General features: G+C 75.2%; 18 protein-coding genes. 7 read left to right on the top strand and 11 right to left on the bottom strand.

The genetic code is table 11. The features are described 5' to 3' along the window. Positions 1–407: 407 nt before the first annotated feature. Entirely contained in the window at positions 408–1,160 is a 753-nt protein-coding gene (locus ABZS80_RS26555) for a DedA family protein (protein ID WP_355059984.1), read from the bottom strand. A 185-nt stretch (positions 1,161–1,345) separates the two neighbouring features. Here ABZS80_RS26555 and ABZS80_RS26550 point away from each other — a divergent pair, with 185 nt between their 5' ends. Then, positions 1,346–2,068 (top strand): phosphotransferase, encoded by a 723-nt coding sequence (locus ABZS80_RS26550; protein WP_355059982.1) that lies wholly within the window; start codon positions 1,346–1,348, stop codon positions 2,066–2,068. Beyond that, positions 2,065–2,892 carry an MOSC domain-containing protein gene (locus ABZS80_RS26545; protein WP_355059981.1) on the top strand — a complete coding sequence of 276 codons (828 nt, stop codon included), beginning with the start codon at positions 2,065–2,067 and terminating at the stop codon, positions 2,890–2,892. The genes ABZS80_RS26550 and ABZS80_RS26545 overlap by 4 nt, the downstream gene beginning before the upstream one ends. A 72-nt stretch (positions 2,893–2,964) precedes the next feature. Here the strand turns inward: ABZS80_RS26545 and ABZS80_RS26540 are convergent, their stop codons facing one another. The 5 genes from ABZS80_RS26540 to ABZS80_RS26520 all read right to left on the bottom strand — a co-directional run bounded on the left by ABZS80_RS26540 (position 2,965) and on the right by ABZS80_RS26520 (position 7,152). Then, entirely contained in the window at positions 2,965–4,434 is a 1,470-nt protein-coding gene (locus tag ABZS80_RS26540; protein WP_355059979.1) for a serine/threonine-protein kinase, read from the bottom strand. A gap of 125 nt (positions 4,435–4,559) precedes the next feature. After that, on the bottom strand, positions 4,560–4,763 hold the full coding sequence (locus tag ABZS80_RS26535; RefSeq protein ID WP_355059978.1) for a hypothetical protein: 204 nt from the start codon (positions 4,761–4,763) through the stop codon (positions 4,560–4,562). 2 nt (positions 4,764–4,765) lie between these two features. Next, positions 4,766–5,812 (bottom strand): LacI family DNA-binding transcriptional regulator, encoded by a 1,047-nt coding sequence (locus ABZS80_RS26530; RefSeq protein ID WP_355059976.1) that lies wholly within the window; start codon positions 5,810–5,812, stop codon positions 4,766–4,768. Positions 5,813–5,899: 87 nt separating this feature from the next. Then, positions 5,900–6,787 (bottom strand): helix-turn-helix transcriptional regulator, encoded by an 888-nt coding sequence (locus tag ABZS80_RS26525; protein ID WP_355059974.1) that lies wholly within the window; start codon positions 6,785–6,787, stop codon positions 5,900–5,902. 110 nt (positions 6,788–6,897) lie between these two features. After that, positions 6,898–7,152, bottom strand: coding sequence for a DUF397 domain-containing protein (locus ABZS80_RS26520; protein WP_151462419.1), 255 nt, complete (start codon positions 7,150–7,152; stop codon positions 6,898–6,900). Between the two features lie 252 nt (positions 7,153–7,404). Here ABZS80_RS26520 and ABZS80_RS26515 point away from each other — a divergent pair, with 252 nt between their 5' ends. Then, entirely contained in the window at positions 7,405–8,040 is a 636-nt protein-coding gene (locus ABZS80_RS26515; protein ID WP_355059972.1) for a GGDEF domain-containing protein, read from the top strand. Between the two features lie 10 nt (positions 8,041–8,050). On the opposite strand, the gene ABZS80_RS26510 is transcribed toward ABZS80_RS26515, so the two are convergent. After that, positions 8,051–8,545 carry a type II toxin-antitoxin system PemK/MazF family toxin gene (locus ABZS80_RS26510; protein WP_355059970.1) on the bottom strand — a complete coding sequence of 165 codons (495 nt, stop codon included), beginning with the start codon at positions 8,543–8,545 and terminating at the stop codon, positions 8,051–8,053. A gap of 154 nt (positions 8,546–8,699) precedes the next feature. On the opposite strand from ABZS80_RS26510, the gene ABZS80_RS26505 reads away from it, so the two are divergent. Together ABZS80_RS26505 and ABZS80_RS26500 are read left to right on the top strand one after the other, a co-directional pair. Then, a complete protein-coding gene (locus ABZS80_RS26505) occupies positions 8,700–9,722 on the top strand; it encodes a DUF3800 domain-containing protein (protein WP_355059968.1) in 1,023 nt (340 codons plus the stop codon). Positions 9,723–9,807: 85 nt separating this feature from the next. Then, complete coding sequence (locus tag ABZS80_RS26500) at positions 9,808–10,440, top strand: carboxymuconolactone decarboxylase family protein (protein WP_355059966.1); 633 nt, start codon at positions 9,808–9,810, stop codon at positions 10,438–10,440. On the opposite strand, the gene ABZS80_RS26495 is transcribed toward ABZS80_RS26500, so the two are convergent. Continuing rightward, positions 10,377–10,919: a hypothetical protein gene (locus tag ABZS80_RS26495; RefSeq protein WP_355059964.1), complete on the bottom strand. Its 543-nt coding sequence runs from the start codon at positions 10,917–10,919 to the stop codon at positions 10,377–10,379. The two genes, ABZS80_RS26500 and ABZS80_RS26495, sit on opposite strands and share 64 nt — an antisense overlap. 57 nt (positions 10,920–10,976) lie before the next feature. On the opposite strand from ABZS80_RS26495, the gene ABZS80_RS26490 reads away from it, so the two are divergent. Together ABZS80_RS26490 and ABZS80_RS26485 are read left to right on the top strand one after the other, a co-directional pair. After that, positions 10,977–11,495: an NUDIX domain-containing protein gene (locus tag ABZS80_RS26490; RefSeq protein ID WP_355059962.1), complete on the top strand. Its 519-nt coding sequence runs from the start codon at positions 10,977–10,979 to the stop codon at positions 11,493–11,495. 40 nt (positions 11,496–11,535) lie between these two features. Beyond that, positions 11,536–12,771, top strand: a complete 1,236-nt coding sequence (locus ABZS80_RS26485) for a hypothetical protein (protein WP_355059960.1) — start codon at positions 11,536–11,538, stop codon at positions 12,769–12,771. 40 nt (positions 12,772–12,811) lie between these two features. Here ABZS80_RS26485 and ABZS80_RS26480 read toward each other — a convergent pair whose 3' ends face one another. From ABZS80_RS26480 to ABZS80_RS26470, 3 genes are read right to left on the bottom strand one after another with little or no spacing between them, the layout of a single operon-like run. Beyond that, the gene (locus ABZS80_RS26480; RefSeq protein WP_355059958.1) at positions 12,812–18,301 is read right to left on the bottom strand and encodes an amino acid adenylation domain-containing protein; all 5,490 of its coding nucleotides are present in this window, start codon (positions 18,299–18,301) and stop codon (positions 12,812–12,814) included. Further along, positions 18,301–21,420 carry an amino acid adenylation domain-containing protein gene (locus tag ABZS80_RS26475; RefSeq protein WP_355059956.1) on the bottom strand — a complete coding sequence of 1,040 codons (3,120 nt, stop codon included), beginning with the start codon at positions 21,418–21,420 and terminating at the stop codon, positions 18,301–18,303. The genes ABZS80_RS26480 and ABZS80_RS26475 overlap by 1 nt, the downstream gene beginning before the upstream one ends. After that, positions 21,417–21,605 carry an MbtH family NRPS accessory protein gene (locus ABZS80_RS26470; protein ID WP_091266326.1) on the bottom strand — a complete coding sequence of 63 codons (189 nt, stop codon included), beginning with the start codon at positions 21,603–21,605 and terminating at the stop codon, positions 21,417–21,419. The genes ABZS80_RS26475 and ABZS80_RS26470 overlap by 4 nt, the downstream gene beginning before the upstream one ends.

The raw sequence follows: 21,605 nt of genomic DNA, 5'->3' as shown, positions 1-21,605 counted from the left end.
TGAGGGTGGTGTGCGCAAGCACCGTCAGGCGCTCAAAGGGAAAGTCTTGGGGGGATCATCCGGCGCGCGGGGCGGGGCCTCTTCGCAGCGCCGGGGCCATGTACAACGACCGACCGGCCACTGTCATTCCCGGCCAGGCACACCCACCTCACCAGCAGGCGGGTCACCCCGGGGGGCGGGGCGTGGTCCTCGGCCGTTCACCCGGATACAACGACCCCCACCCGCCGGCCATTCCACCGCCGGGATGCCGCCGGTCACTCGCGAACCGGACACCGCGCCCAGTCGACACGGTGAGTGGAACGGTATGGGTGTATCCCGGCCCCGGAGACACACATAGCGTTCCACTCAGCGCCACCGACTCACCGCGCGAACCGGGCAGTCCGCCCAGATCGCGCAGCCGGATGTGGTCAGCGGTCGTCGGGGTCCTCGGGGGTCCACCAGCCGCCCCGGTACAGGGTGCCCCGGGGCGGCTCGGCCGGGGTGGGGTCCGGCCGGCGCGCCCGGCGTACCCGGCTGACCACGAACCAGCCGACCGCGCCCACGCAGGCCACGATGACCACGTTCTGCAGCGTCCCGACGTACGCCTCGACGACGTGCCAGTTTTCGCCGAGCAGGTAGCCGGCCAGCACGAACGCGCTGTTCCAGATGAGGCTGCCCAGCGAGGTGAAGAGCAGGAAGACCGGCACGGGCATCCGTTCCACGCCGGCCGGGATGGAGACGAGACTGCGGAAGATCGGGATCATCCGGCCGAAGAACACCGCCTTGACGCCGTGCCGGAGGAACCACGCCTCGGTGCGGTCGACGTCCTCCAGTTTGACCAGTGGCAGCCGGCCCACGAGGGCCCGCATCCGGTCCCGGCCGAGGGCCGCGCCGATCCGGTAGAGGGCCAGCGCTCCCAGCACCGACCCGAGCGTCGTCCACGCGATGGCCCCGATGAGGCTCATCCGCCCCTGGCTGGCCGTAAACCCGGCCAGCGGCAGGATCACCTCACTGGGGATGGGCGGGAAGATGTTTTCCAGGGCCACCGCGAGGCCGGCCCCGGGGCCGCCGAGCCGTTCGACCAGGCCGGTGACCCACCCGACGGGTCCTTCGCCGGCCGGCTCCGCGGCGCGCGGGGCCGCCACCCGGGGGCCGACGAGGAGTTGCGCGTTTCCGATCATCCGACAACGTTACGAGGCGACGTGCCCGGCGACCACGAGAACCAGCCGGGCCGTGCCGCCGGTGGCCCGAGCCGGGACCGGCGCCGGGGAGGCGGAGACCCTCCATTGGGTACGGACGACCGGCGTCGGACGGATCGCCTACGGTGGGCCGGTGGGGCCCGCCGGCCCGGAAAGGGAGGTAGCCGATGCCGGCCACTCCGGCCGAGGGCGCGGTCCGGTCCGCCGACGGCGGCACCACGGGTCCGGGTGCAACGGCGACCGCTCCCCTGGCCTCCGGCCGGACCGCCGACGTGTACGCCCTCGACGGCGGCCGGGTACTGCGCCGGTACCGGTCCGGTGGCGACGTGCGCGCCGAGGCCAAGGTGATGCGGCACCTGCACGCTGTGGGCTACCCGGTGCCGCGGGTGCACCACGCCGACGGTCCGGACCTGGTGCTCGACCGGCTGGCCGGCCGGACCCTGTTCGAGGCGATCGTCGCGGGTGAGGTCACGCCGCGGTCGGGGGCGGGTCTGCTGGCCGGCCTGCACGCCCGGCTGCACGCGCTGCCCGCCCCCCGCTCGACCGATCCGGCGGTCCGGCTCCTGCACCTCGACCTGCACGCGCAGAACGTGCTCCTCACGCCGGCCGGCCCGGTCGTCATCGACTGGGCCAGCGCCGCCGAGGGGCCGCCCGCGCTGGACCGGGCGATGACCGCGCTGATCATCGCGGAGGCCGCGGTGGACCGTTCCTTCCCGCTGCGGGCAGCGGCGGCCGAGGTGCTGTCGGCATACGTGGCCGAGGCGGGGCCGCTGGCGCCGGCGGCGGAGGCCGTCGTGCGGCGGACCGGCCTGGGGCCGTTCGAGGCGGCCCGGCTGCCCGAGGCGGCCGCCCTGGTCGAGGCGACGGTCCGGGTGGGTGGTGCCCGGTGATCGGGCGGGTGGTGGGAATCCGGCGTTACCCGGTGAAGTCCCTGCTGGGTGAGGATCTCGACGCGGTGGCCGTGGACGCGTCCGGGTTGGCCGGGGACCGGCGGCTCGCCCTGCTGCACCGGGAGACCGGGCGGGTGGCGAGCGCGAAGAACCCGTACCGGTGGCGGGCGCTGACCACGCTGGCGGCCACGGGCGGGGACGGCGCGGTGCGGATCGCGCTGCCCGACGGCCGCAGCGTGTCGGCCGGCGACGAGGGCGTGGACGAGGTGCTCTCCGCGCTGCTCGGTGAACCGGTGACGCTTGTCGACACCCCGCCGCCGGACGCGGTGCTCGAACGGTCCCACCCCGAGGAGGTGCTCGCCGCCGGGGTGGCCGTGCCGGTGCCGGTGGACGAGGGGCGGCTCGGGGGCGCGGCGCCGCCCGGCGGCTTCGTCGACTTCGCCCCGGTGCACCTGCTGACCACCGCGACGCTGCGGCGGATCGGGGCGGAGCTGCCGTCCGGCACGGTGGACGCGGTGCGTTACCGGCCGAACCTGGTGCTGGACACCGCCGGCGCCGGGTTCGAGGAGAACGACTGGCCGGGTCGGGAGCTGCGGATCGGCGCCGAGCTGGTGCTGCGGGTGCTGGCCCCCACACCCCGCTGCGCGGTGCCCACGCTGGCGCACGGCGCGCTCCCCCGCGACCCGGAGGCGCTGCGCGTCCCGGCCCGGCTGAACCGGGTGGTGCCCCTCGACGGGCTGGCGCCGCAGCCGTGCGTCGGCGCGTACGCGCAGGTGGTGCGCGCGGGGCGGGTCCGGGCGGGTGACCCGGTGCGGCTGACCTGAGCCGGAGGCCCGACCCGGCGCGCCGGCCGGACCCGGACCGGCGACCCGGTGGGGCCGACGGAGCCGGGCGCCTCAGCCCTCGCCCCGGCCGCCCCCGGGCAGCCCCGCGTACGCATCGAGCAGGTCCTGGAGGGCGGCGGCCGTGCCGTCGTCGAGCTTGCCGTCCTCGGCGAGGTCGTCGATGCGCTCGCGCAGGTCGTCGACCCGCTTGGCCCGGTCCCTGGGCTTGCCGCGGTCCAGCTCGGCCGCCTTCTCGCGCAGGTCGTTCGCGGTCTTCCGGTCGATCCGGCCGTCGGCCACGGCCTGGTCGACGACGTCGCCGAACCGCGCGGCGAGCTGGCGGAGGGTGACCGGCGCGGGCCGCGTGTCCGCCGGACCGGAGGTGGCCGGTTGGGCGGTGGCCGGCCCGGACGGCGTCGACGGGCTGGGCTCCTCGGCGGGCGCGGTGCCGGTCGAGGGCCCGGTCGGCAGCCCGACGACCGGCCCGGTGCCGGTCGGTGTGTCGGAGTTGTGGTCGAGCAGCAGCGTGCCGACCAGGGCGAGCAGCAGCACCACCCCGGCGGCGACCAGCGCCCCGACGAGCCGGTTGGACCGGGCGGTCGGCCGCGCAGGCGGCGGCGGGACCGGGTGGGGGGCCCGCTCGATCAGCGTCGGCGGGTGCTCCGGCCGGGGCACGGTGGGCAGGATCGCGGTCGGCGGGTCGGCCGGGTGGCCGGCGCCGAGCCGGGTGGCGAGCTGGACGGCGGTGGGGCGTCGCGCCGGGTCCACGGCCAGGCAGGCCAGGGTCAGCTCGGCGATGTCGGCGGGCAGCCCGGGGATGCGCAGCGGCGGCACCGGGGGGCGGTGGGCCTGCACGTCGAGCACGTCGTCCCAGCTCTGCACGGGCAGCGGGGCACGCCCGGTGAGGGTGCGGTAGAGCAGGGCGCCCAGGGCGTACACGTCGCTGGCCGGGTTCGCCGGGCCGGGGGTCATCCGCTCCGGCGCGAAGTACGCGGGGGTGCCCATCAGCAGCTCGCCGGTCTGCCCGGCGAGGGGGTGTCGCGGGCCGGCCAGGGTCGCGATGCCGAAGTCGAGCACCTTCGCCCCGGTCTCGGTGAGCATGACGTTGCCGGGCTTGATGTCGCGGTGCACCACGCCGATCCGGTGTGCGGCGGCGAGGGCGGCGGCGATCTGCCCGGCCAGCCGGACGGCCTCCGGCCAGGCGAGCGGCCCACCGGCCAGCCGGTCGGTGAGGGTCTGCCCCTCGACCAGCTCCATCACGAGGTAGGGCACCACCGAGGCGTCGGGGAGGGTGGCCTCGCCGTAGTCGTACACCTGGGTCACGTGCGGGTGGGTGAGTCGCGCCGCGGCGCGGGCCTCGCGCTGGATGGTGGCGCGCAGCTGCGGGTCGGCGGCGAGCTGGGTGGCGAGGGCCTTGACCGCGACGGGGCGGTGCAGCACCTCGTCGTCGGCCCGCCACACCTCGGACATCCCGCCGAGCCCGATGCGCTCGCGCAGGACGTACCGGTCGTGCAGCCGGAGCGAGGGCGTGAACGGCGACATGGTGGTCCAGTGTGCCTGGCCGGCGGGGCGCCGCACCAACCCGGTGCCCGGTTGCGTGCCGATCGGGGCGGTTCCGGGCCGCCGGGGGTGGCGCCGGCCACCCCTGGCGGGCCGGCGACCCGGGTTCAGGGCCGGCAGGTGGGCAGCGCGGCGGGGCGGGGCTCCATCCGGTCGGCGAGGCGGCGCAGGACCGCCGCGGCGGCCAGCCGGGTGGGTGCCAGCCGGGGCGCGCGGGGCCGGTCGGGACGGACCGGGGCGTCGGGGCGGGCGGAGTTCACGTGCCGCGTCACGGCGTCGACGGCGAGGACGAATCCGGTGGAGTGTTCCATGGTCAACTCCTGGGGACGGGACCGGTGGAGGTCCGGACGACGAGGTCGGTGGGGAGCAGGACGTGGCCGTCGGCCGGGTCGGCCGGCGGCTCCAGCAGCAGTGCGGCGGAGAGGCGACCCTTCTCCTCGGCCGGCTGCCGGACGGTGGTCAGCCCCGCGTCGGCGGCCTCGGCGACGTCGTCGAAGCCGCTGACCGAGAGGCCCGAACGGGGGCCGGCCGCGTCGAGCACTCCGAGCGCCAGCACGTCGGAGCAGGCCAGCACGGCCGTGGGCGGGTCGTCGCCGGCCAGGACCGGGGCGACGGCGGCGGCGCTGGCGGCCCGGCTGTTGCCGGTGGCGTTGAGCACGGTGATGGCCGACCACGGGACGCCGACGGCGGCGAACGCGTCGGCGAAGCCGGCGAGCCGGCCGCGGGTCGTGGGGTGGGGCGCGTCGCGCGGAGCGGCCAGCCGCAGCGGGCCGGGCGGCGCGTCGGGCAGGACGGTGTCGCCGAGCAGGGCCACCCGCCGGTGCCCGAGGCCGGCGACGTGGGCGGCGACGGACCGGGCGGCGGCGCGCTCGTCGATGCCGACGAAGCGGTCGGCGGGGCCGGCCGCGGCGGGGGCGGTGGTGACGAGGGGCAGCCCTCGGTCGCGGATCGCGCCGAGCACGTGTTCCTCGTCGCCGACGCAGTAGACGCAGAAGCCGTCGACGGCGGCGTTGTCGACGGCGGCCCGGGCCCGTTCGCGGTCGTGGGGCAGGGGCACCAGCAGCAGGCTGGTGCCGTGCTGCTCGGCCACCTGGCTGACGCCGGCGAGGAAGCGCACCGCGAACGGGTCGGTGAAGGCGTAGGACAGCTCGGAGGTGAACAGGACCCCGATCGCGCCGACGAAGCCGCGTCGCAGTGAGCGGGCGGTCGGGTCGGGGCCCGGGTAGCCGAGGCGGCGTGCGGCGTCGAGGATCTTCGCCCGCAGCGCGGCGGAGAGCTGGTCGGGCCGGCTGTAGGCGTTGGAGACGGTGCTGCGGGAGACGCCCACCGCGTTCGCGACGTCCTGCAGGGTCGGCTTCACCGGTCTGCCCTTCTGGATCGATTCAGTGCTGTATCGATTCAGAAGCTACTCCGCCGCTCAGCGGGAGTCAACCGGGGGACCGTGCCGTCAGGCCGCGTAGAGCTCGTCCCGGACGCGGGCCAGCAGTTCGGGGGTGCGCTCGGGCGGGGCGGCCTCGCCGCAGAGCCGCTCCATCGCCGCCGCGTAGTGGTCGAGGTCGTCGCGCTTGTCGAGATAGACCGCGCTGGTCAGCTGCTCGATGTAGACGATGTCCGGCAGGTCCTGGTCACCGAAGCGCAGGATGCTGAAGGACCCACCGGCGGCGGCGTGCCCACCGGCGGCGAACGGGACGATCTGGAGCCGGAGGTGCGGCGCGGCGGTCGCCTCGATGAGCGCGTCCACCTGCTCGCGCATCACCGCGGGGCCACCGACGGGCCGTCGCAGCACCGCCTCGTCGAGCACCGCCCAGAGCTGCGGCGGATCGCCGCGGCGCAGCAGTCCCTGGCGTTCCATCCGCAGGCGCACGCGCCGGTCGACCTCCGCCGGCGGGGCGTCGTGGTGGCCCAGCAGGACCACCGCCCGGGCGTACGCGGGGGTCTGGAGCAGCCCCGGGACGAACTGCACCTCGTACGTGCGGATCAGCGCGGCGGCGGCCTCCAGCCCCAGGTAGGACTGGAACCAGCCGGGCAGCACGTCACCGTAGCGCTGCCACCAGCCGGGGCTGTTCGCCTCGCGGGCCAGCCTGAGCAGGGCCGCCCGCTCGTCGGGCGCGGTGACGCCGTAGAGGGTGAGCAGGTCGGCGACGTCGCGCTCCTTGAAACCGACCCGGCCCAGCTCCATCCGGCTGATCTTGGATTCGGAGGAGCGGATCTCCCAGCCGGCGCTCTCCCGGCTCACCCCGGCGCCCTCCCGGAGCCGGCGCAGCCGCACCCCGAGCAGCATGCGGAGCACGGTCGGACCGCTGGTCGGGCCTCCCTCGACGGGCACCGTCGTCACCTGGCCGTCCTTTGCCGACTGTCCTGACCGGACGCCCCAGCCCGGCGAGGAGTAAGCATGCCATGGACCGACAGTGAGGTGAACTCCTCCGGACGGAGGATGCGGTCCCGTCAGCGGGACGGCGGCCGGGCGATCAGGTGGTCGAAGTCGCCGTCGCGGGCACCGAGCACGAACGCGGCGATCTCGTCGACCGTGTAGATGAGCGCCGGCCCCTCGGGGTGGCGGGAGTTGCGCACCGCGATGCCGCCGCCGTCGGGCAGCTCGGCCAGCTCGACACAGTTGCCGCTCGGGTTGCTGCGCCGGCTCTTCAGCCACCGCACCGGCGGCAGCTCGGTGGTGGGTACGCCGTTCGAGGCGTGTTGCATGGGGCGTCCTTCGCGGAAAGAGCCAGCCGGTGCCGCGGGGAGGAGCGGTGGGTGGCGACGGGGGGCTGTCGACTGAGGACGGAGATGCACGTGCATCTGCTATTGCATCTGCAATGGACAGCGAGCATGATATCGCACGTGCGGTGTACCCGGACGTTCACGTTCGGTTACCCGGATCCCGGTTGCGAGCAGACAGAACAGGTCCGGCCCGGCACCGTCCGGCGAGGCCGGGGCCGCGGTGAGGGAGGGCGCGTGCCGGATCCGATGACCGTCGCCTCCGGCATCTCCGCAGCTGGCGCCCTGGTCTCCGCCTGGCAACTGCGCCGCCGGGCACTGCGCGCCGAGGCCGAGATCGAGCTGCTCCACGCCGAGCTGGAGGCCGAACGGCACGCGGCCAGCCACGACCCGCTCACCGGGCTGCCCAACCGGCGGGCCTTCTTCCGGCTGGCGGCCACCCTGCTCACCGACGCCGCCGGCAGGCCGCTCGTGGCGGTCGTGCTCGACCTCGACGACTTCAAGCAGGTCAACGACCGCTACGGCCATGCCGCGGGCGACCAGGTGCTGATCAGCGTGGCGCAGCGGCTGGCCGCGTTCGCCGGGGACAACCTGGTCGCCCGGCTCGGCGGCGACGAGTTCGCCGGCCTGCTGGTCAGCCCGACGGTGGACCGGCGCTGGATCGAGCACGCCACCCGCCGGCTCTGCGAGACGCTCGCCGCGCCCATCCCGCTGGGCGCCCGCACCGTGCGGGTGACCGCCTCGGTGGGGCTCGCCCCGGTGCACAGCCCCACCCAGCTCACCGACGCGCTGTGCCGGGCCGACGCGGCCATGTACCAGGCGAAGACCGTCGGCGCCGCCCGCACGACCCGCCAGCTCGTCGGCGAATGCTGAGCGGTGCCCGTCAGCGCCAGCCGTAGCCGGTCCGCAGCGCCTGGCCCACCCGGTCGAACCGGCGCCGGTCCAGCACCGCGCCCTCGCGACGGATGCTGTCCTCGCGCATGGTGAGCACCCGGTCCAGGCGCACCCAGCTCGGCCGCTGGTCCCGGTCCCACTCCCCCGGGCCCAGCGCCAGCCAGTGCCGCTGGCCGTCGCGGTCGCTCTGGCTCGACAGCATCAACCCGAACAGCGTGCGGCTGTTCCGGCCGACCACCAGCACCGGGCGGTCCTTGCCCTGGCGGGGGTCGTCCTCGTAGGGCACCCAGGTCCAGACGATCTCCCCCGGGTCCGCCTGCCCGTCCAGCTCCGGCGCGTACGCCAGCTCGCGCCGCTGCAACGCGGTGACCTGGCGGCGCCGGGCGACCTGGGCCGGGATCGGCCCGGCGGTACGGGTGGGCGCGGCCGCGCCCCCGGCGATCCGGCCGAGCCGCGACGCCACGTTCCTCAACAGACCTGCCACGGCGGGCAGCCTATCCCGGCCCCGCCCGGGCGCGAGGCGGGGGAACGCCCGCTGCTCCCCGTAGCCGGGCCGTCTCCGGAGTGAGCTGCCGCGCACAATAGGGATGCTCGATGCTGGTGCCCGGGCGACCATGGTCGGCATGGGTGCATCGAGGGTGCGAACACCTCTGCAGGGCGGACTCCCGCCGATCGATGCGGTGGTCGGCGCCGTCGTGCAGATCGCCTGCGACGAGTCCGGATTCTCGGGCACCAACCTCCTCCATTCGGCCAGCCCGGTGATCACGCACGCGGGTGTCGACCTGGCCGTGGACGAGGCCGTCGAGCTGATCACCGCGCTGCGGGCCGGGTTCCGGTTCTCGCCGCACGAGTTCAAGTCCGGGCAGTTCCTTCGCGGCCCGGGCGCTGCCCGGGCGCGGGAGTGGTTCCTTGGGGCGCTGCGGGGCCGGGCGTCCGTCCACCTCGTCGACAAGGAGTTCTTCCTCGTCACCCGGATCGTCGACCTGCTGCTGGCCGAGCCGTCGTACGCGGCCGGCACCCGCCTGACGCGGGATCACCGTCCGGCCGCTCTGGCACTGTACCGGGCCGGACGCGCGGCCGGAGGCGACTGGGATGTCTTCCTGGCGGCCTTCGTCGACCTGGTCCGGACCAAACGGCGGCATCCCGATCGCCGGACCGTGCAGCGGTTCTTCGAGGCCCGGGATGCGCTGGTGCGGAGGGGCCTCGGCACACCGGCCGACGCCGTCCTCGACGGGCTGGACCCGGCCCATGTGTGGGCCGTGGTGACGAGGCTCGACAACGACGACCGGTCGATTCCGCCACCGCTGGAACCGATGCTGCCGGCGCTGGCGGAAACGGTCCTGTCCTGGAGCGGCGGGCAGCGACAGGTGCTGGTGATCCACGACGAGCAGAGCGCCCTCACGGCGGACCGGTTGACCCGTCTCCGGCAGGCGCTGGCCGATCACGGCGGACCACCGGCGGCGGGCGCCGACCGGGCCAGCGCGTTGCCCGCCGGAGTGTCGCCCCTGGCCGGGCTCGTGATGGTCGACTCCCGTGACGATCCACGGGTCCAGGTCGCCGACCTCCTCGCGGGGGTGGCCCGTAGGTCGCCGGGGATCATCGACGACGCCGCGCTTCAGCCGCTGCTGTCCCCGACGTCGCTGCACGCCCCCGAAGGGTGAGGCAGGGCGACGGGAGAACAATGCGCCGCCCGAGCTGTCGTTGATCGGACTCCGGGGCGGTGGCCCGGTGCCGCAGACTGAGCCCATGAACCCTCCGGCTGCGTTCCTCGCCGATCCGCCGCAGAGCCCGGCGGTGACTGCCGCCTACGAGGACGACCTCACCTCGGACGGCTACGTCAACAACCTCACTCGGGTCTGGTGCTGGCGTCCCGACGTGCTGGCGTCCTTCCAGACCCTGCGTGCCGACCTCCTGGCCGATTCGGGGCTGTCGCCGAGGGAGGTGGCCGTGCTGGTCGCCGCCACCGCCGCGGCCCTCGGCGACGCCTACTGCGCGCTGGCCTGGGGTGCCAGGCTGGCCGAACTCAGTGACGAGGCGAGCGCCGCAAGCGTGCTGCGCGGCTCTGACGGTGTCCTGTCCGAGCGGGAGAACGCGCTGGCCGCCTGGGCTCGTCAGGTCGTCCAGGATCCGAACGCCACGACCGAGGGCCACGTGGCGCGCCTCCGCGAGGCGGGCCTCCGTGATCGGGAGATCTTCGAGGCGACGACCTGGATCGCGTTCCGGCTCGCGTTCTCCACCGTCAACGACGCGCTGGGAGCGCGCCCGGATCCGCAGCTCGCCGAGAGGGCGCCTCGGCTCGTCCGCGAAGCCGTCACCTACGGCCGCCCGGTGCAGGCGGACACCTCGGCTCCCGCCGACAGCGCACCGGTCGGCCGGTGACCGGCTGAGCGCTCTTCAGCCGGGTCGGCGCGCCATCCTGGCCACTCGCTGACGCCCACCGGGGCGGGCCAGGCGCGCCGGCGGGCCAGGACGAGCGTGGTGCGCAGGTCGAGGACCACGGTGCCGCCGAACCCGTCGACCGTCGTGAAGAGGCCGCTGCCGGCGATGTCGGCGGGGAACCAGTCCTCGGGGCGCCCGGCGCCCGGCGGGGTCCACTCCTCGAAGGCGGCCGTCACCACGTCGACCTGGGGGAAACGTGCGGCCAGCACCGCTGCCATCCGGGGATCCGGCTCGACGCAGACGGTCGGTGCGCCGAGGCCGAGCAGGGTGGCGGTGGCCAGGCCGGTGCCGGCGCCCACCTCGGCCAGCAGTTCGGGCGTGCCGCCGTGGTAGGCGCGGATCGCCGCGACGATCTCCGCCGGATAGCCTGGACGGGCCTCGTGGTAGGCGCCGGCCACCTCGCCGAACAGCTGCGACATCGCCGCCATCATCGCAGGCCCGGCCGATCGCCGTCGCCGAAGACGAAAGGGAGTGCCGTGGACCCGGAGCTGCCCGACGACCTGCCGTTGTTCGAGCGGGAAGCGGTCCGGCTGGTGGTGCTGGACGCCGCCGACCGGGTGCTGCTGTTCCACACCCGCGACCCGGAGCATCCCGTGCTGGGCACCTGGTGGGAGCTGCCCGGCGGCGGCCTCGACCCCGGGGAGACCTACCTGGAGGCGGCGGTGCGGGAGCTGCGCGAGGAGGCCGGCATCGTGGTCGCGCCGGCGCAGGTGGGTGCGCCGACCTGGCGGCGACGGGCCAGTTTCCGGCACCGGCAGCGGCGGCACCTCCAGGACGAGGTGGTCGTGCCGGTACGGCTGCCCGGGCCGGGACCGGACGTGAACGAGGCGGACCGGTTGGACTACGAGGTGGAGGACTACTTCGGGTTCCGCTGGTGGCCGGTGGCCGACGTGGTGGCCGAGCAGCCGCGCTGCTACCCGGGACGGCTGCCGGAGCTGCTGCCGGCGTTCCTGGCCGGCGAGCGGATCGACGAGCCGTTCGAGCTGTGGTCCTGACCGGCGTGCCGGACGCGCCGCCGACCGGCACAGTGGAGCGGTGAACCCTCTCCACGGACCCCTGGCCCACTACGCCGAACGGCTGCACCGCGCCGCCGGCGACGCCCACCATGTCGCCTCGCCGCTGGGCGCCTGGCTGCTGCTCGCGCTCACCGGCCCGGCTGCGACCGGCGAGGCGCGGGCGACCCTCACCGAGGCGCTCGGCACCGACGCGGACGACGCCGCGGCGGCGGCCCGCGCGCTGCTCGCCGAGCCGCACCCGCTGGTCGCCGCGGCCACCGCACTCTGGGAGCGGACCCCGTTCGAGCAGCTCGCGGCCTGGCGGGCCGGCCTGCCCGAGCGCACCGAGCGCGGGCCACTGCCCGACCAGGCGACGCTGGACGCCTGGGCCCGGGAGCGCACCGGCGGCCTGATCGAGCGGTTCCCGATCGCCGTCGCCCCGGACACCCTGCTGATCCTGGCCAGCGCGCTGGCCACCCGGGTGTCCTGGGCCGACCCGTTCCAGCTGGCGCCGGCCGCCGAGCTGGGCGGCGGCAGCGCCTGGGCCGGCCGGCTGCGACGGGTGCTGCGGACGCCCCCGCGGGGGCACCGCTGCTGGGTGGCGACCACCGACCGGGCCGGCGACGTGGCGGTCCACGTGGCGCCGGCCCGGCCCGCGGACGGCGGGGCCGGCCTGCTGGTGGTGTCGGTGGCCGCCGCGCCGGACGTGCCGGCCGCGGACGTGCTGGCCGCCGCGCAGGACCTCGCCGCGACGGCGGCCACCGTCCCGGGCGGGACGGAGCCGGGCCGGCGGTCGCTGTTCGACCTGCCGCTGGGCGAGACGACGCAGTGGACGGTGCGGGAGGAGGAGACCCGGACGTTCGCCCGGGACGGCCGGGAGGAGCGGACCGGGGCGGTGCTGCCCTGCTGGTCGGCGGAGAGCCGGCACGACCTGACGTCGGCCGGGTTCGGCTTCGACGGGGCCGCCCGGGCGCTGGGCGCGCTGCTCGGGCTGGCGGAGCCGCCGTTCGAGGCGGTGCAGTCGGCGGTGGCGCGGTTCGGGCGGTACGGCTTCGAGGCCGCCGCGGTGACCGCGTTCGGGATGGTCGCGGGGCTGCCGCCGGAGGGGATCGCCCGGATCGCGGAGCTGCGGTTCGGGCACCCGTACGCGGTGGTGGCGGTGGCCACCGACGAGGCGGGCGGGCCGTGGCACGGGCTGCCGGTCTACTCGGGGTGGGTGGCCGAGCCGGCGGAGCTGCCCGAGGACGAGGTGGCGGACCCGCCGGAGCAGTGGTGAGCGTGGGGGCCTCCGGTTACCGCCGGAGGCCCCCACCGGCCTAGACGGCGACCGTCTCCCGCTCGGCGGCCCGGGCGGCGAGCCGCCGCTCCCGCTCCTGCGCGCCGATCAGGTCGTCGGGGAGCGAGTCCTCGACCTCCAGGTCGAAGCGGCGCAGCAGGCGGATCGCGAAGCCACCCAGGGTGATCAGGATCAGGACCACCCCGAAACAGACGTACGCGAGACCGATGCCGCGGCCCGGGCCGGTGCCGATCACCGCGCCCACCGACCCGGCCAGCGCCCCGCCCGGGGCGAGCATCGGCTCGAACAGGGCGGTGGCGCCCGGCGCGAGCAGCGCGAACCCGATGGGCAGGGTGGACCAGGCGATGGTCTGGTTCAGGCTGAACACCCGGCCGTGGAAGCGCTGCGGCACCTTGACCTGGACGATTGTCGCGTAGATGGACTGCGCGGTGGTCATGGCCATGGCCAGCCAGCACATGCCCACGCAGATCATCGCGAGCGACGCGTCCAGCCCGATCAGCACGCAGCCGATCGCCGTGCCCAGGTTGCCGATCAGCACGCCGATCATCCGGCGGCGGCGCGGCCCGCCCCAGAGCGACATGAGCACGCCGCCGGCCACCGCGCCGACCGCCTCGGCGAGGGCCACCTGGGCCACCTGGGTCGGGCCGCCGAAGGAGAGCACCAGCGGGGTGGCGAGCACCAATGCGGGTGCGAGGAAGATGTTGCCCAGCGCGAAGTAGCCGAGCATCAGCCGGAAGCCGCGGTGCTGCCAGGAGTAGCGCATCCCGTTGGCGATGGCCACCAGCAGCCGCTCCCGGGGCCGCCAGCCGAGCAGGTCGGGGAAGCGCACCAGGGCCAGGGCGAGTACGGCGACCACGTAGCTGGCCACGTCGATGAGCAGGATGCCCTTCAGCTCGATCGCGGCGAGCAGACCGGCCGCGAAGACCGGCATGAGCAGGGTGGCTGTGCCGGTGGAGAGCTGGGTGATGCCCATGGCGTGGCCGAGGTAGCGCTTCGGCACGAGCTGCGGCACCGCCGACTGGAACGCGATCCGCTGGAACGACCCGGCCACCGAGCTGAGCGCGACCAGCAGGTAGATGTGCCAGAGCACCAGGTTGTCGGTCCACAGCAGGGTGGCCAGGACCAGCTGGATCGACCCGGCGACGGAGCTGGCCAGCATCATGATCCGGCGCCGGCTGACCCGGTCGACGATGGCGCCGGCCACCGGGAGCATGAGCACGCCGCAGATCAGCGCGAGCGCCCAGAGCAGGCCCAGGTCGGCCACCGACCCGGTCCGGTTGAACAGCCAGATCGGCAGGGCGAACGCGGTCAGCGCCGAGCCGGTGCTCGACACGAGCTGCCCGATCGTGATCGACAGGAAGCGGGCCATGCTCGGCTTGACCGTCGTGGCCGCCGGCAGCTCCTCGGCGCCGACCCGGAGCCGGTCGAGGACCGCCCAGCCGGCGTCCTCGCCCCGGGCCTGCGGGCCCAGGTCCGTGACGTCCCCGGCGACCACGGCCGGGTGCACCCGGGTGACGATCTCGGCCAGCTCCTCGGCCCGGTACTTCAGGAAGAAGTGCCCGGCCTGGTCGAGGACGACCAGCCCGAGGGTGTCGCTGAGGAACTGCCACTCGGCGTACCGCTCGCGGTGGTAGTCGGTGACCGGGTCCTCGGAGCCGACCACCGAGATGATCGGGGCGCGCAGCTTCGTGGCCCGCTGGTCGAGCAGCCGGGTGAAGTACTCCTCGGAGGCGCGGGAGTCGGCCCGCATGTTGCTGATGATCCGGTCGGCCTGCTCCGGGTCCAGCTCGTCGGTGTCCACGCCCATCGACTTGAGCCAGCTCGCGTAGTGCTTGTTGCTGCGCAACTGTTCCAGCCGGTTGCGGGCGGCCGCGAAGAAGCCCTTGGGGCGGGCGAACGGGAACATCGCGCCGATGTAGACGGCGTCGAGGTCCCGGCCGGCCGCCTCGACCTTGCGGGCCACCTCGGCGACGATGGCGCTGCCCACGCCACAGTGGCCGTAGAGGGCCAGCGGCCCCTCGACCCGTTCCAGGATCTCGTCGGCCACCCGGGTGGTCAGCTCGTCGAAGGGCAGGGCGTCCTCGGTGAGACCCACGTCGTGGCCGGGGATGGCCAGGGACCACAGCGCGTGCCCGGGCGGCAGCGCGTCGGCGAGCGGCTGGTAGACGATGGCGCTGCCACCGCCGTACGGGACGCAGACGTAGGTGAGCACCCGCTGGGCGGCGGGGATCGGCCTGGTCAGCTCGTACAGCAGCCGGCGCGGGCCGGCCTCGGCGGCGTCGCCGGAGACGAACGCGGCCAGCTCGCGGATGGTCCGCTGCTGGAACAGGTCCATGACGCCGACCGCGCGACCGCCCAGCTCCGCCTTGCGGATCTTCGCAACCACCTGGGTGGCCAGCATGGAGTGCCCGCCCAGGTCGAAGAAGTCGTCGTCGATGCCGAGGGTGTGGACGCCGAGCACCTCGGACCAGATGGCGGCGAGCGCCCGCTCGGTGTCGTCGCGGGGCTCGACCAGCGCCACCGACGCCTCGCGGGTCACCACCGGCGCGGGCAGCGCCCTGCGGTCGAGCTTGCCGTTCGGGGTCAGCGGCAGCGCGTCGAGGGTGACGAACGCGGCCGGCACCATGTATTCCGGCAGGGTCTCCTTGAGCGCCGCCTTCAGCGCCGCGTGCTCGGCCGGCCCGACCAGGTACGCGGTGAGCCGCTTGTCGCCGGGGCTGTCCTCGCGGACGATCACCGCCGCCTCGGTCACCCCGGGCTGCTCGCGCAGCGCGCTCTCGATCTCGCCCAGCTCGATGCGCAGGCCGCGCAGCTTGACCTGGTGGTCGATCCGGCCGAGGAACTCGATGACCCCGGCACCGTCCGGGCCGACGACCCAGCGGGCCAGGTCCCCGGTGCGGTAGAGCCGGGCACCCGGCTCGCCGGACCAGGGGTCGGGGACGAACTTCTCGGCGGTCAGCGCCGGCCGGCGGTGGTAGCCGCGGGCCAGGCCGACGCCGCCGATGTGCAGTTCCCCGGCGACCCCGACCGGGCACTGCGCCCCGGCCGGGTCGAGCACGTGCAGCCGCAGGTTGGCGATGGGCGCGCCGATCGGCACGCTCGCCGCCCCGGCCAGCCGGGCCGGGTCGCAGTGCCAGGCCGTGACGTCGATGGCCGCCTCGGTCGGGCCGTACAGGTTGTGCAGGCCGCACCAGGGCAGCCGGGCCGTGAAGTCGAGCGCGGAGGCCAGCGGCAGCTCCTCGCCGGAACAGATCACCCGGCGCAGCGCGGTGGCCGCCTCGATGCCCTCCTCGCCGAGGAAGACCGTCAGCATGGACGGGACGAAGTGGGCCGTGGTGATCCGCTCGGCCACCAGCAGGTCCCGCAGGTAGCCGGCGTCCTTGTGGCCGCCGGGCTTGGCGAGCACCAGCCGGGCGCCGGCGCGCAGCGGCCAGAAGAACTCCCACACCGAGACGTCGAAGCTGGCCGGGGTCTTCTGGAGCACCGCGTCGTCCGCGCCGAGACCGTAGGTCTTCTGCATCCAGTCGAGCCGGTTGACGATGCCCCGGTGGGTGTTCGGCACGCCCTTGGGCCGGCCGGTCGAGCCGGAGGTGTAGATGACGTACGCCAGGTGCTCCGGGCCGGCGGCGGGCGCCGGGTCGGTGACCGGCTGGTCGGCCCAGACCGTGGCGTCGTCGAGGGCGAGCACGGTGGCGGCGGTGGCCGGCAGCACGTCGCGCAGGTGCTCCTGGACCAGCACCACCGGCGCGTCCGCGTCGGTGACCATGAAGGCGAGCCGGTCGGCCGGGTACTCCGGGTCCAGCGGCAGGTAGGCGCCGCCGGCCTTGAGCACGCCGAGCAGGCCGGCGACCAGCTCGACGGAGCGTTCCGCGCAGACCCCCACCAGGGTCTCCGGGCCGACGCCGGCGGCGCGCAGCCGGTGCGCGATCCGGTTGGCCGCCGCGTTCAGCTCGGCGTAGGTGAGGCTGCGCCCCTCGATGGTCACGGCGACCGTGTCCGGGGTGGCGGCGGCGCGCTCCTCGATCGGGCCGTGCAGGGTCTCGTCGCGGGGGAAGTCCGCGGCCGTGTCGTTCCACCCGGCCAGCAGCGCCCGCTCGTCGGCGGGAAGCAGCTCCAGCCGGGAGACCGGGGTGTCCGGCGCGGCGACGATCGCGGCCAGCAGGGTGGTCCACCGCCGGGCCATCCGCTCGACGGTGTCCCGGGTGAACAGGTCGGTGTTGAAGACCAGCTTGCCCCAGAGCCCGTCGACGGTCTCCACGGCGTGCAGCTCGAAGTCGAACCGGGTGGCCCGCAGCTCCATGGGGGTCCACTCGAAGGTGACCTCGTCGGTGCGGGACACCCCGCTGAACCGGCCCATCTCGTAGTTCTGCAGCACGAACATGGCCTGGAACACCGGGGATCGGCTGACGTCGCGGGGCAGCCCCAGCTCGTGGACGACCTTGGCGAACGGCACCTCGGCGTGCTCGAAGCCGTCGAGCACGGTGCGCCGGGTGCGCGCCAGCAGCTCCGTGAAGGTGGGGTCGCCGGCCAGTTCGGCCCGGAGCGGCAGCATGTTGATGAACATGCCGACGACGTTCTCCAGCTCCGGCGCCGAGCGGCCGGCCACCGAGGCGCCGACCGCGAAGTCGTCCTGGCCGGCGTGCCGGGCCAGCAGCACCTGGTAGGCGGCCAGCAGCGTCATGAACAGCGTGCCGCCGGTGGCCCGGGTCAGCGCGTTGAGCGCCTCGGTGGCCGCCGGGTCGAGCTGGAACTCGACGAAGTCGCCCCGGTAGGTCTGGGTGGCCGGGCGGGGCGCGTCCAGCGGCAGTTCGAGGGGGGTGATGCCGGCGAGACGCTCCTTCCAGTAGTCGACGTGCGCCCGGGCCTGCGGGCCGTCCAGCTCCCCCGCCTCCCAGACGGCGAAGTCGCCGTACTGGACGGGCAGGGCGGGCGGCTCGCCGCCCCGGTAGAGGGTGATCAGGTCGCGCAGCAGCACGTCCACCGACCAGCCGTCGCCGACGATGTGGTGCTGGCCGAGGAAGAGCACGTGGTCGTCGGCGGCCAGCCGGATCAGCAGGGCGCGCAGCAGTGGCCCGGTGGCCAGGTCGAACGGTTCGGCGGCGGCAGCGTCCACCAGCGCCTGCGCGCCCGCCTCGTCCGGGGCGTCCACGATGGTCAGCGGCACCTCGACGGACTCCTCCACCACCACGGTGGGGCGGCCGTCGGCGTCGGCCGGGAAGCGGGTGCGCTGCGACTCGTGCCGGGCGGCGAGCGCGGCCAGGGCCGCGCGCAGCGCCTCGACGTCGAGCGGGCCGCGCACCCGCAGCGGCACCGCGATGTGGTACGCCGCCTCGCCCGGGGCGAGCTGGTCCATGAACCAGACCCGCTCCTGGGCGTACGACAGCGGCACCTCGGCGCCGGGGGGCCGGGCGGTGATCCGGGCCGCGGGGGCGGCCTGGCGGGCGCGCAGTCGCTTGGCGATCAGCGCCTGCCGGGCCGCCTCGCGGGCCGGATCCTTCAGGTCCGTCATCAGCTGCTTTCCTCTTCCGCCGCGAGCAGCGCGGCGACCTCGCTGTCGGAGAGCCCGTCGAGTTCCGCGGCGATCCGCTGCTCGATCTGGGCGGCCAGGTCCGCCACCACGGGGCTGCTGAACAGCGCCCGCATGGGCAGGTCGACGTCCACCTCGGCGCGGATCCGGGCCATGGCCCGCATGCCGCGCAGCGAGTTGCCGCCGAGGGTGAAGAAGTCGTCCAGGGCGCCGACCTTCTCCACCTGGAGGATCTCGGCGTACACCTCGGCGACCAGGGACTCGGCCTCGGTGCGCGGCGCCACGTAGGCGTCGTCGGCCGGGGTGGCGGCGGCCGGTGCGGGCAGCGCGGCCCGGTCCAGCTTGCCGTTCGGCGTCAGCGGCAGCGCGTCGAGCCGGACGAGGGCCGCCGGCACCAGGTGCGCGGGCAGCTCCCGGGCCAGCTCGGCGCGGACCGAGTCCTCGTGCGCGGGGCCGACCAGGTAGCCGACCAGGGCCGGCTCGCCGCCGTCGGTGCGCACCGCCGCGGCGGCCGCCCGGACGTCCGGGTGGGCCAGCAGGGCGGCCTCGACCTCGCCCAGCTCGATCCGCATGCCGCGCACCTTGACCTGGTCGTCCCGGCGGCCCAGGTAGTCCAGGGTGCCGTCGGGCCGCCGGCGGGCCAGGTCGCCGGTGGCGTACATCCGGGCGCCGGGCGGGCCGTCGGGGCAGGGCAGGAAGCGCTCGGCGGTGAGGCCGGGGCGGCGGTGGTAGCCGCGGGCGAGCTGCGCGCCGGTGACGTACAGCTCGCCGACCACGCCCGGCGGCACCGGCTGGAGGGCGGCGTCGAGCAGCAGCGCCCGGGTGTTCCAGGTGGGCGCGCCGATGGGCACCGGACCCGGCGGGACCGGCTCGCCCGGGGCGATCCGGGCGGCCACACAGCCCACGGTGGCCTCGGTGGGGCCGTACTCGTTGACGACCGCCACGTCGGGGTGCGCGGCCCGCCAGCCGGCGAGCTGCTCGCCGGTGAGCGCCTCGCCGCCGATCACCAGGTCGGTGGTGGGCGACAGCTCGCCGTCGAGCAGCGGCAGGTGGCTCGGGGTGACCTTGAGGAAGGCCGGCCGGCCGCCGGCCCGGGCGGCCGGCTCGTCGATCGCGGCGAACCGGACCGTGCCACCGGCGGTGAGCGTGCCGAGCAGGCCGGTGACGGTGAGGTCGAAGGAGACCGGCGAGTGCAGCAGCGCGGTGCCGGCGAGCCCCGGGTAGGTGTCCCGCGCCCAGGCCAGGTAGGCGGTCACCGCCCGGTGCTCCACCACCACCCCCTTGGGCCGCCCGGTCGAGCCGGAGGTGTAGAGCACGTAGGCCGGGTGCTCGGGACGCAGCGGGGCCGACCGGTCGGCGTCGGTCAGGTCGCCGTCGGGCTGGTCCGCGCCGAGCTCGCCGTCGAGCACCAGCGCCGCACCGGGCACCAGGGCGGCGGTGTCCGGGGTGGCCACCACGAGGGCCGGCGCGGCGTCCTCCAGCAGGTAGGCGATCCGCCCGGCCGGGTAGCCGGTGTCCACCGGCACGTACGCGGCGCCGGACTTGAGCACGGCGAGCATCGCCACGACCAGCTCGCAGGAGCGGGGCAGGGCGAGCGCGACCCGGGTCTCCGGGCCGGCGCCACGGTCCACCAGCAACCGGGCCAGCCGGTTCGCGGCGGTGTTCAGCTCGGCGTACGTCAGCGGCACGCCGTCGCAGACCAGCGCGGTGGCACCGGGGTTGGTTGCGGCCTGCCGTTGCACCTCGTCGACCACGGTGGCCGGCGGCACCTCGCGCGCCGTGTCGTTCCAGGCGCCCAGCACCAGGTCGCGCTCCGCGTCGGTGAGCAGCGGCAGCGCGGCGACGGTGCGCTCCGGGTCGGCCACGGCGGCGGTGAGCAGCCCGACGTACCGCCGGACCACCGTCTCGGCGGTGGCCCGGTCGAACAGCGCCGTCCGGTAGACCAGGCGGCACTCCCCGGCGGTGACGTCGAAGGCCAGGTCGTCCTTCGTGGTGCCCAGCTCCACCGGGTCGAGGCCGGAGTCCGGGATGAAGTTCAGCGCGGTCTGGAAGATCGGCTGCACCGACGGGTCGCGCTGCGGGTCGACCGCCTCGACGATCTTCTGGAACGGGGTCTGCCCGTGCTCCATGCCGTCGACCAGGCCGTCCCGGACCCGGCCGAGCAGCGCGGCGAAGGACGGGTCGCCGGAGACGTCGCAGCGCAGCGCCACCGGGTTGACGAACATGCCGATGAGCGGGGCCAGCTCGGGGGTGTCGCGGCCCGCCGTGGAGACGCCGACCACCACGTCGGTGTCGCCGGAGATCCGCGACAGCAGCGCCGCGAAACCGGCCAGCAGCACCATGTACGGCGTGGCCGCCGAGCCGGCCGCCAGCTTGCCGACCCGGTCGAGCAGCCCCTCGGGCAGGTCGAAGCGCACCTCGTCGCCGGCGAAGCCGAGCTGGGCCGGGCGGGGCCGGTCCAGCGGCAGGTTGGTCACCGGCGGTGCGCCGGCCAGGTGGCCGGTCCAGAAGGCGAGCTGGCGGTCCAGTTCCGCCCCGGCGAGCTGGTCGCGCTGCCAGACCGCGAAGTCGGCGTACTGGATGGGCAGCTCGGGCACGGCGGGCTCGGCGCCGGTCCGCGCGGCCGCGGCGAACGCGGCGAGTTCGGCGTGGAACAGCACCGCCGAGTGGCTGTCGAAGACGGCGTGGTGGGCCACGAAGACCAGCGCCCAGGCGTCGTCGAGACGGACCAGCCGGGCCCGCCACAGCGGCGGGGTGTCCAGCGGGATCGGGGTGCGGGCCAGCTCGCCCCGGATCGCCTCGCACGCGGCCAGCCGCTCGGACTCCGGCAGGTGGCTCAGGTCGGTGGTGGGCAGCGGGACCGGCTCGTGCGCCCGGACCACCTGCACCAGCGTGCCGTCGTCGACCCGCAGGTGGGTGCGGAGCGCCTCGTGCCGGGCCACCACCCGGTTGACCACGTCGCCGGCGGCGGCGGCGTCGAGGTCGGCGGGGAAGCGCCACGGGATGGACACGTTGAACACCGGCGAGCCGGCGTCGAGCTGGTTGGCCATCCACACCCGCTCCTGCGCGAAGGAGGCCGGGAACGTCCACTCCTGCGTCATGAGTGGGCCTCGCGGACGGAGCGGGGACGCATGTCGGTCCAGACCGTGTCGACGTGGGCCAGGCACTCCTCGCGGGTGCCGGCGAAGCCGGCGTCGTGCCAGCCCGCGGGGAGGTCCCGGTCGGCCGACCAGATCGAGTACTGCTCCTCGTCGTTGCGGACGACCAGGAATCGGGGTTCGGCCAT

This window comes from Micromonospora sp. NPDC005305 (assembly GCF_040607315.1).
In the GTDB taxonomy this organism is placed as follows: Bacteria; Actinomycetota; Actinomycetes; order Mycobacteriales; family Micromonosporaceae; genus Micromonospora.
The sequence above is the reverse complement of the archived record's forward strand: the minus strand, read 5'-3'. Positions and strand labels throughout refer to the sequence as shown.

Excerpts from the sequence above, each read along its gene's own strand:
- ABZS80_RS26535 (WP_355059978.1), bottom strand. The coding sequence starts at position 4,763 with ATGGAACACTCCACCGGATTCGTCCTCGCCGTCGACGCCGTGACGCGG.
- ABZS80_RS26500 (WP_355059966.1), top strand. The coding sequence starts at position 9,808 with ATGAACCCTCCGGCTGCGTTCCTCGCCGATCCGCCGCAGAGCCCGGCG.
- ABZS80_RS26520 (WP_151462419.1), bottom strand. The coding sequence starts at position 7,152 with ATGCAACACGCCTCGAACGGCGTACCCACCACCGAGCTGCCGCCGGTG.
- ABZS80_RS26475 (WP_355059956.1), bottom strand. The coding sequence starts at position 21,420 with ATGACGCAGGAGTGGACGTTCCCGGCCTCCTTCGCGCAGGAGCGGGTG.
- ABZS80_RS26555 (WP_355059984.1), bottom strand. The coding sequence starts at position 1,160 with ATGATCGGAAACGCGCAACTCCTCGTCGGCCCCCGGGTGGCGGCCCCG.
- ABZS80_RS26540 (WP_355059979.1), bottom strand. The coding sequence starts at position 4,434 with ATGTCGCCGTTCACGCCCTCGCTCCGGCTGCACGACCGGTACGTCCTG.
- ABZS80_RS26480 (WP_355059958.1), bottom strand. The coding sequence starts at position 18,301 with ATGACGGACCTGAAGGATCCGGCCCGCGAGGCGGCCCGGCAGGCGCTG.
- ABZS80_RS26470 (WP_091266326.1), bottom strand. The coding sequence starts at position 21,605 with ATGGCCGAACCCCGATTCCTGGTCGTCCGCAACGACGAGGAGCAGTAC.
- ABZS80_RS26495 (WP_355059964.1), bottom strand. The coding sequence starts at position 10,919 with ATGTCGCAGCTGTTCGGCGAGGTGGCCGGCGCCTACCACGAGGCCCGT.
- ABZS80_RS26550 (WP_355059982.1), top strand. The coding sequence starts at position 1,346 with ATGCCGGCCACTCCGGCCGAGGGCGCGGTCCGGTCCGCCGACGGCGGC.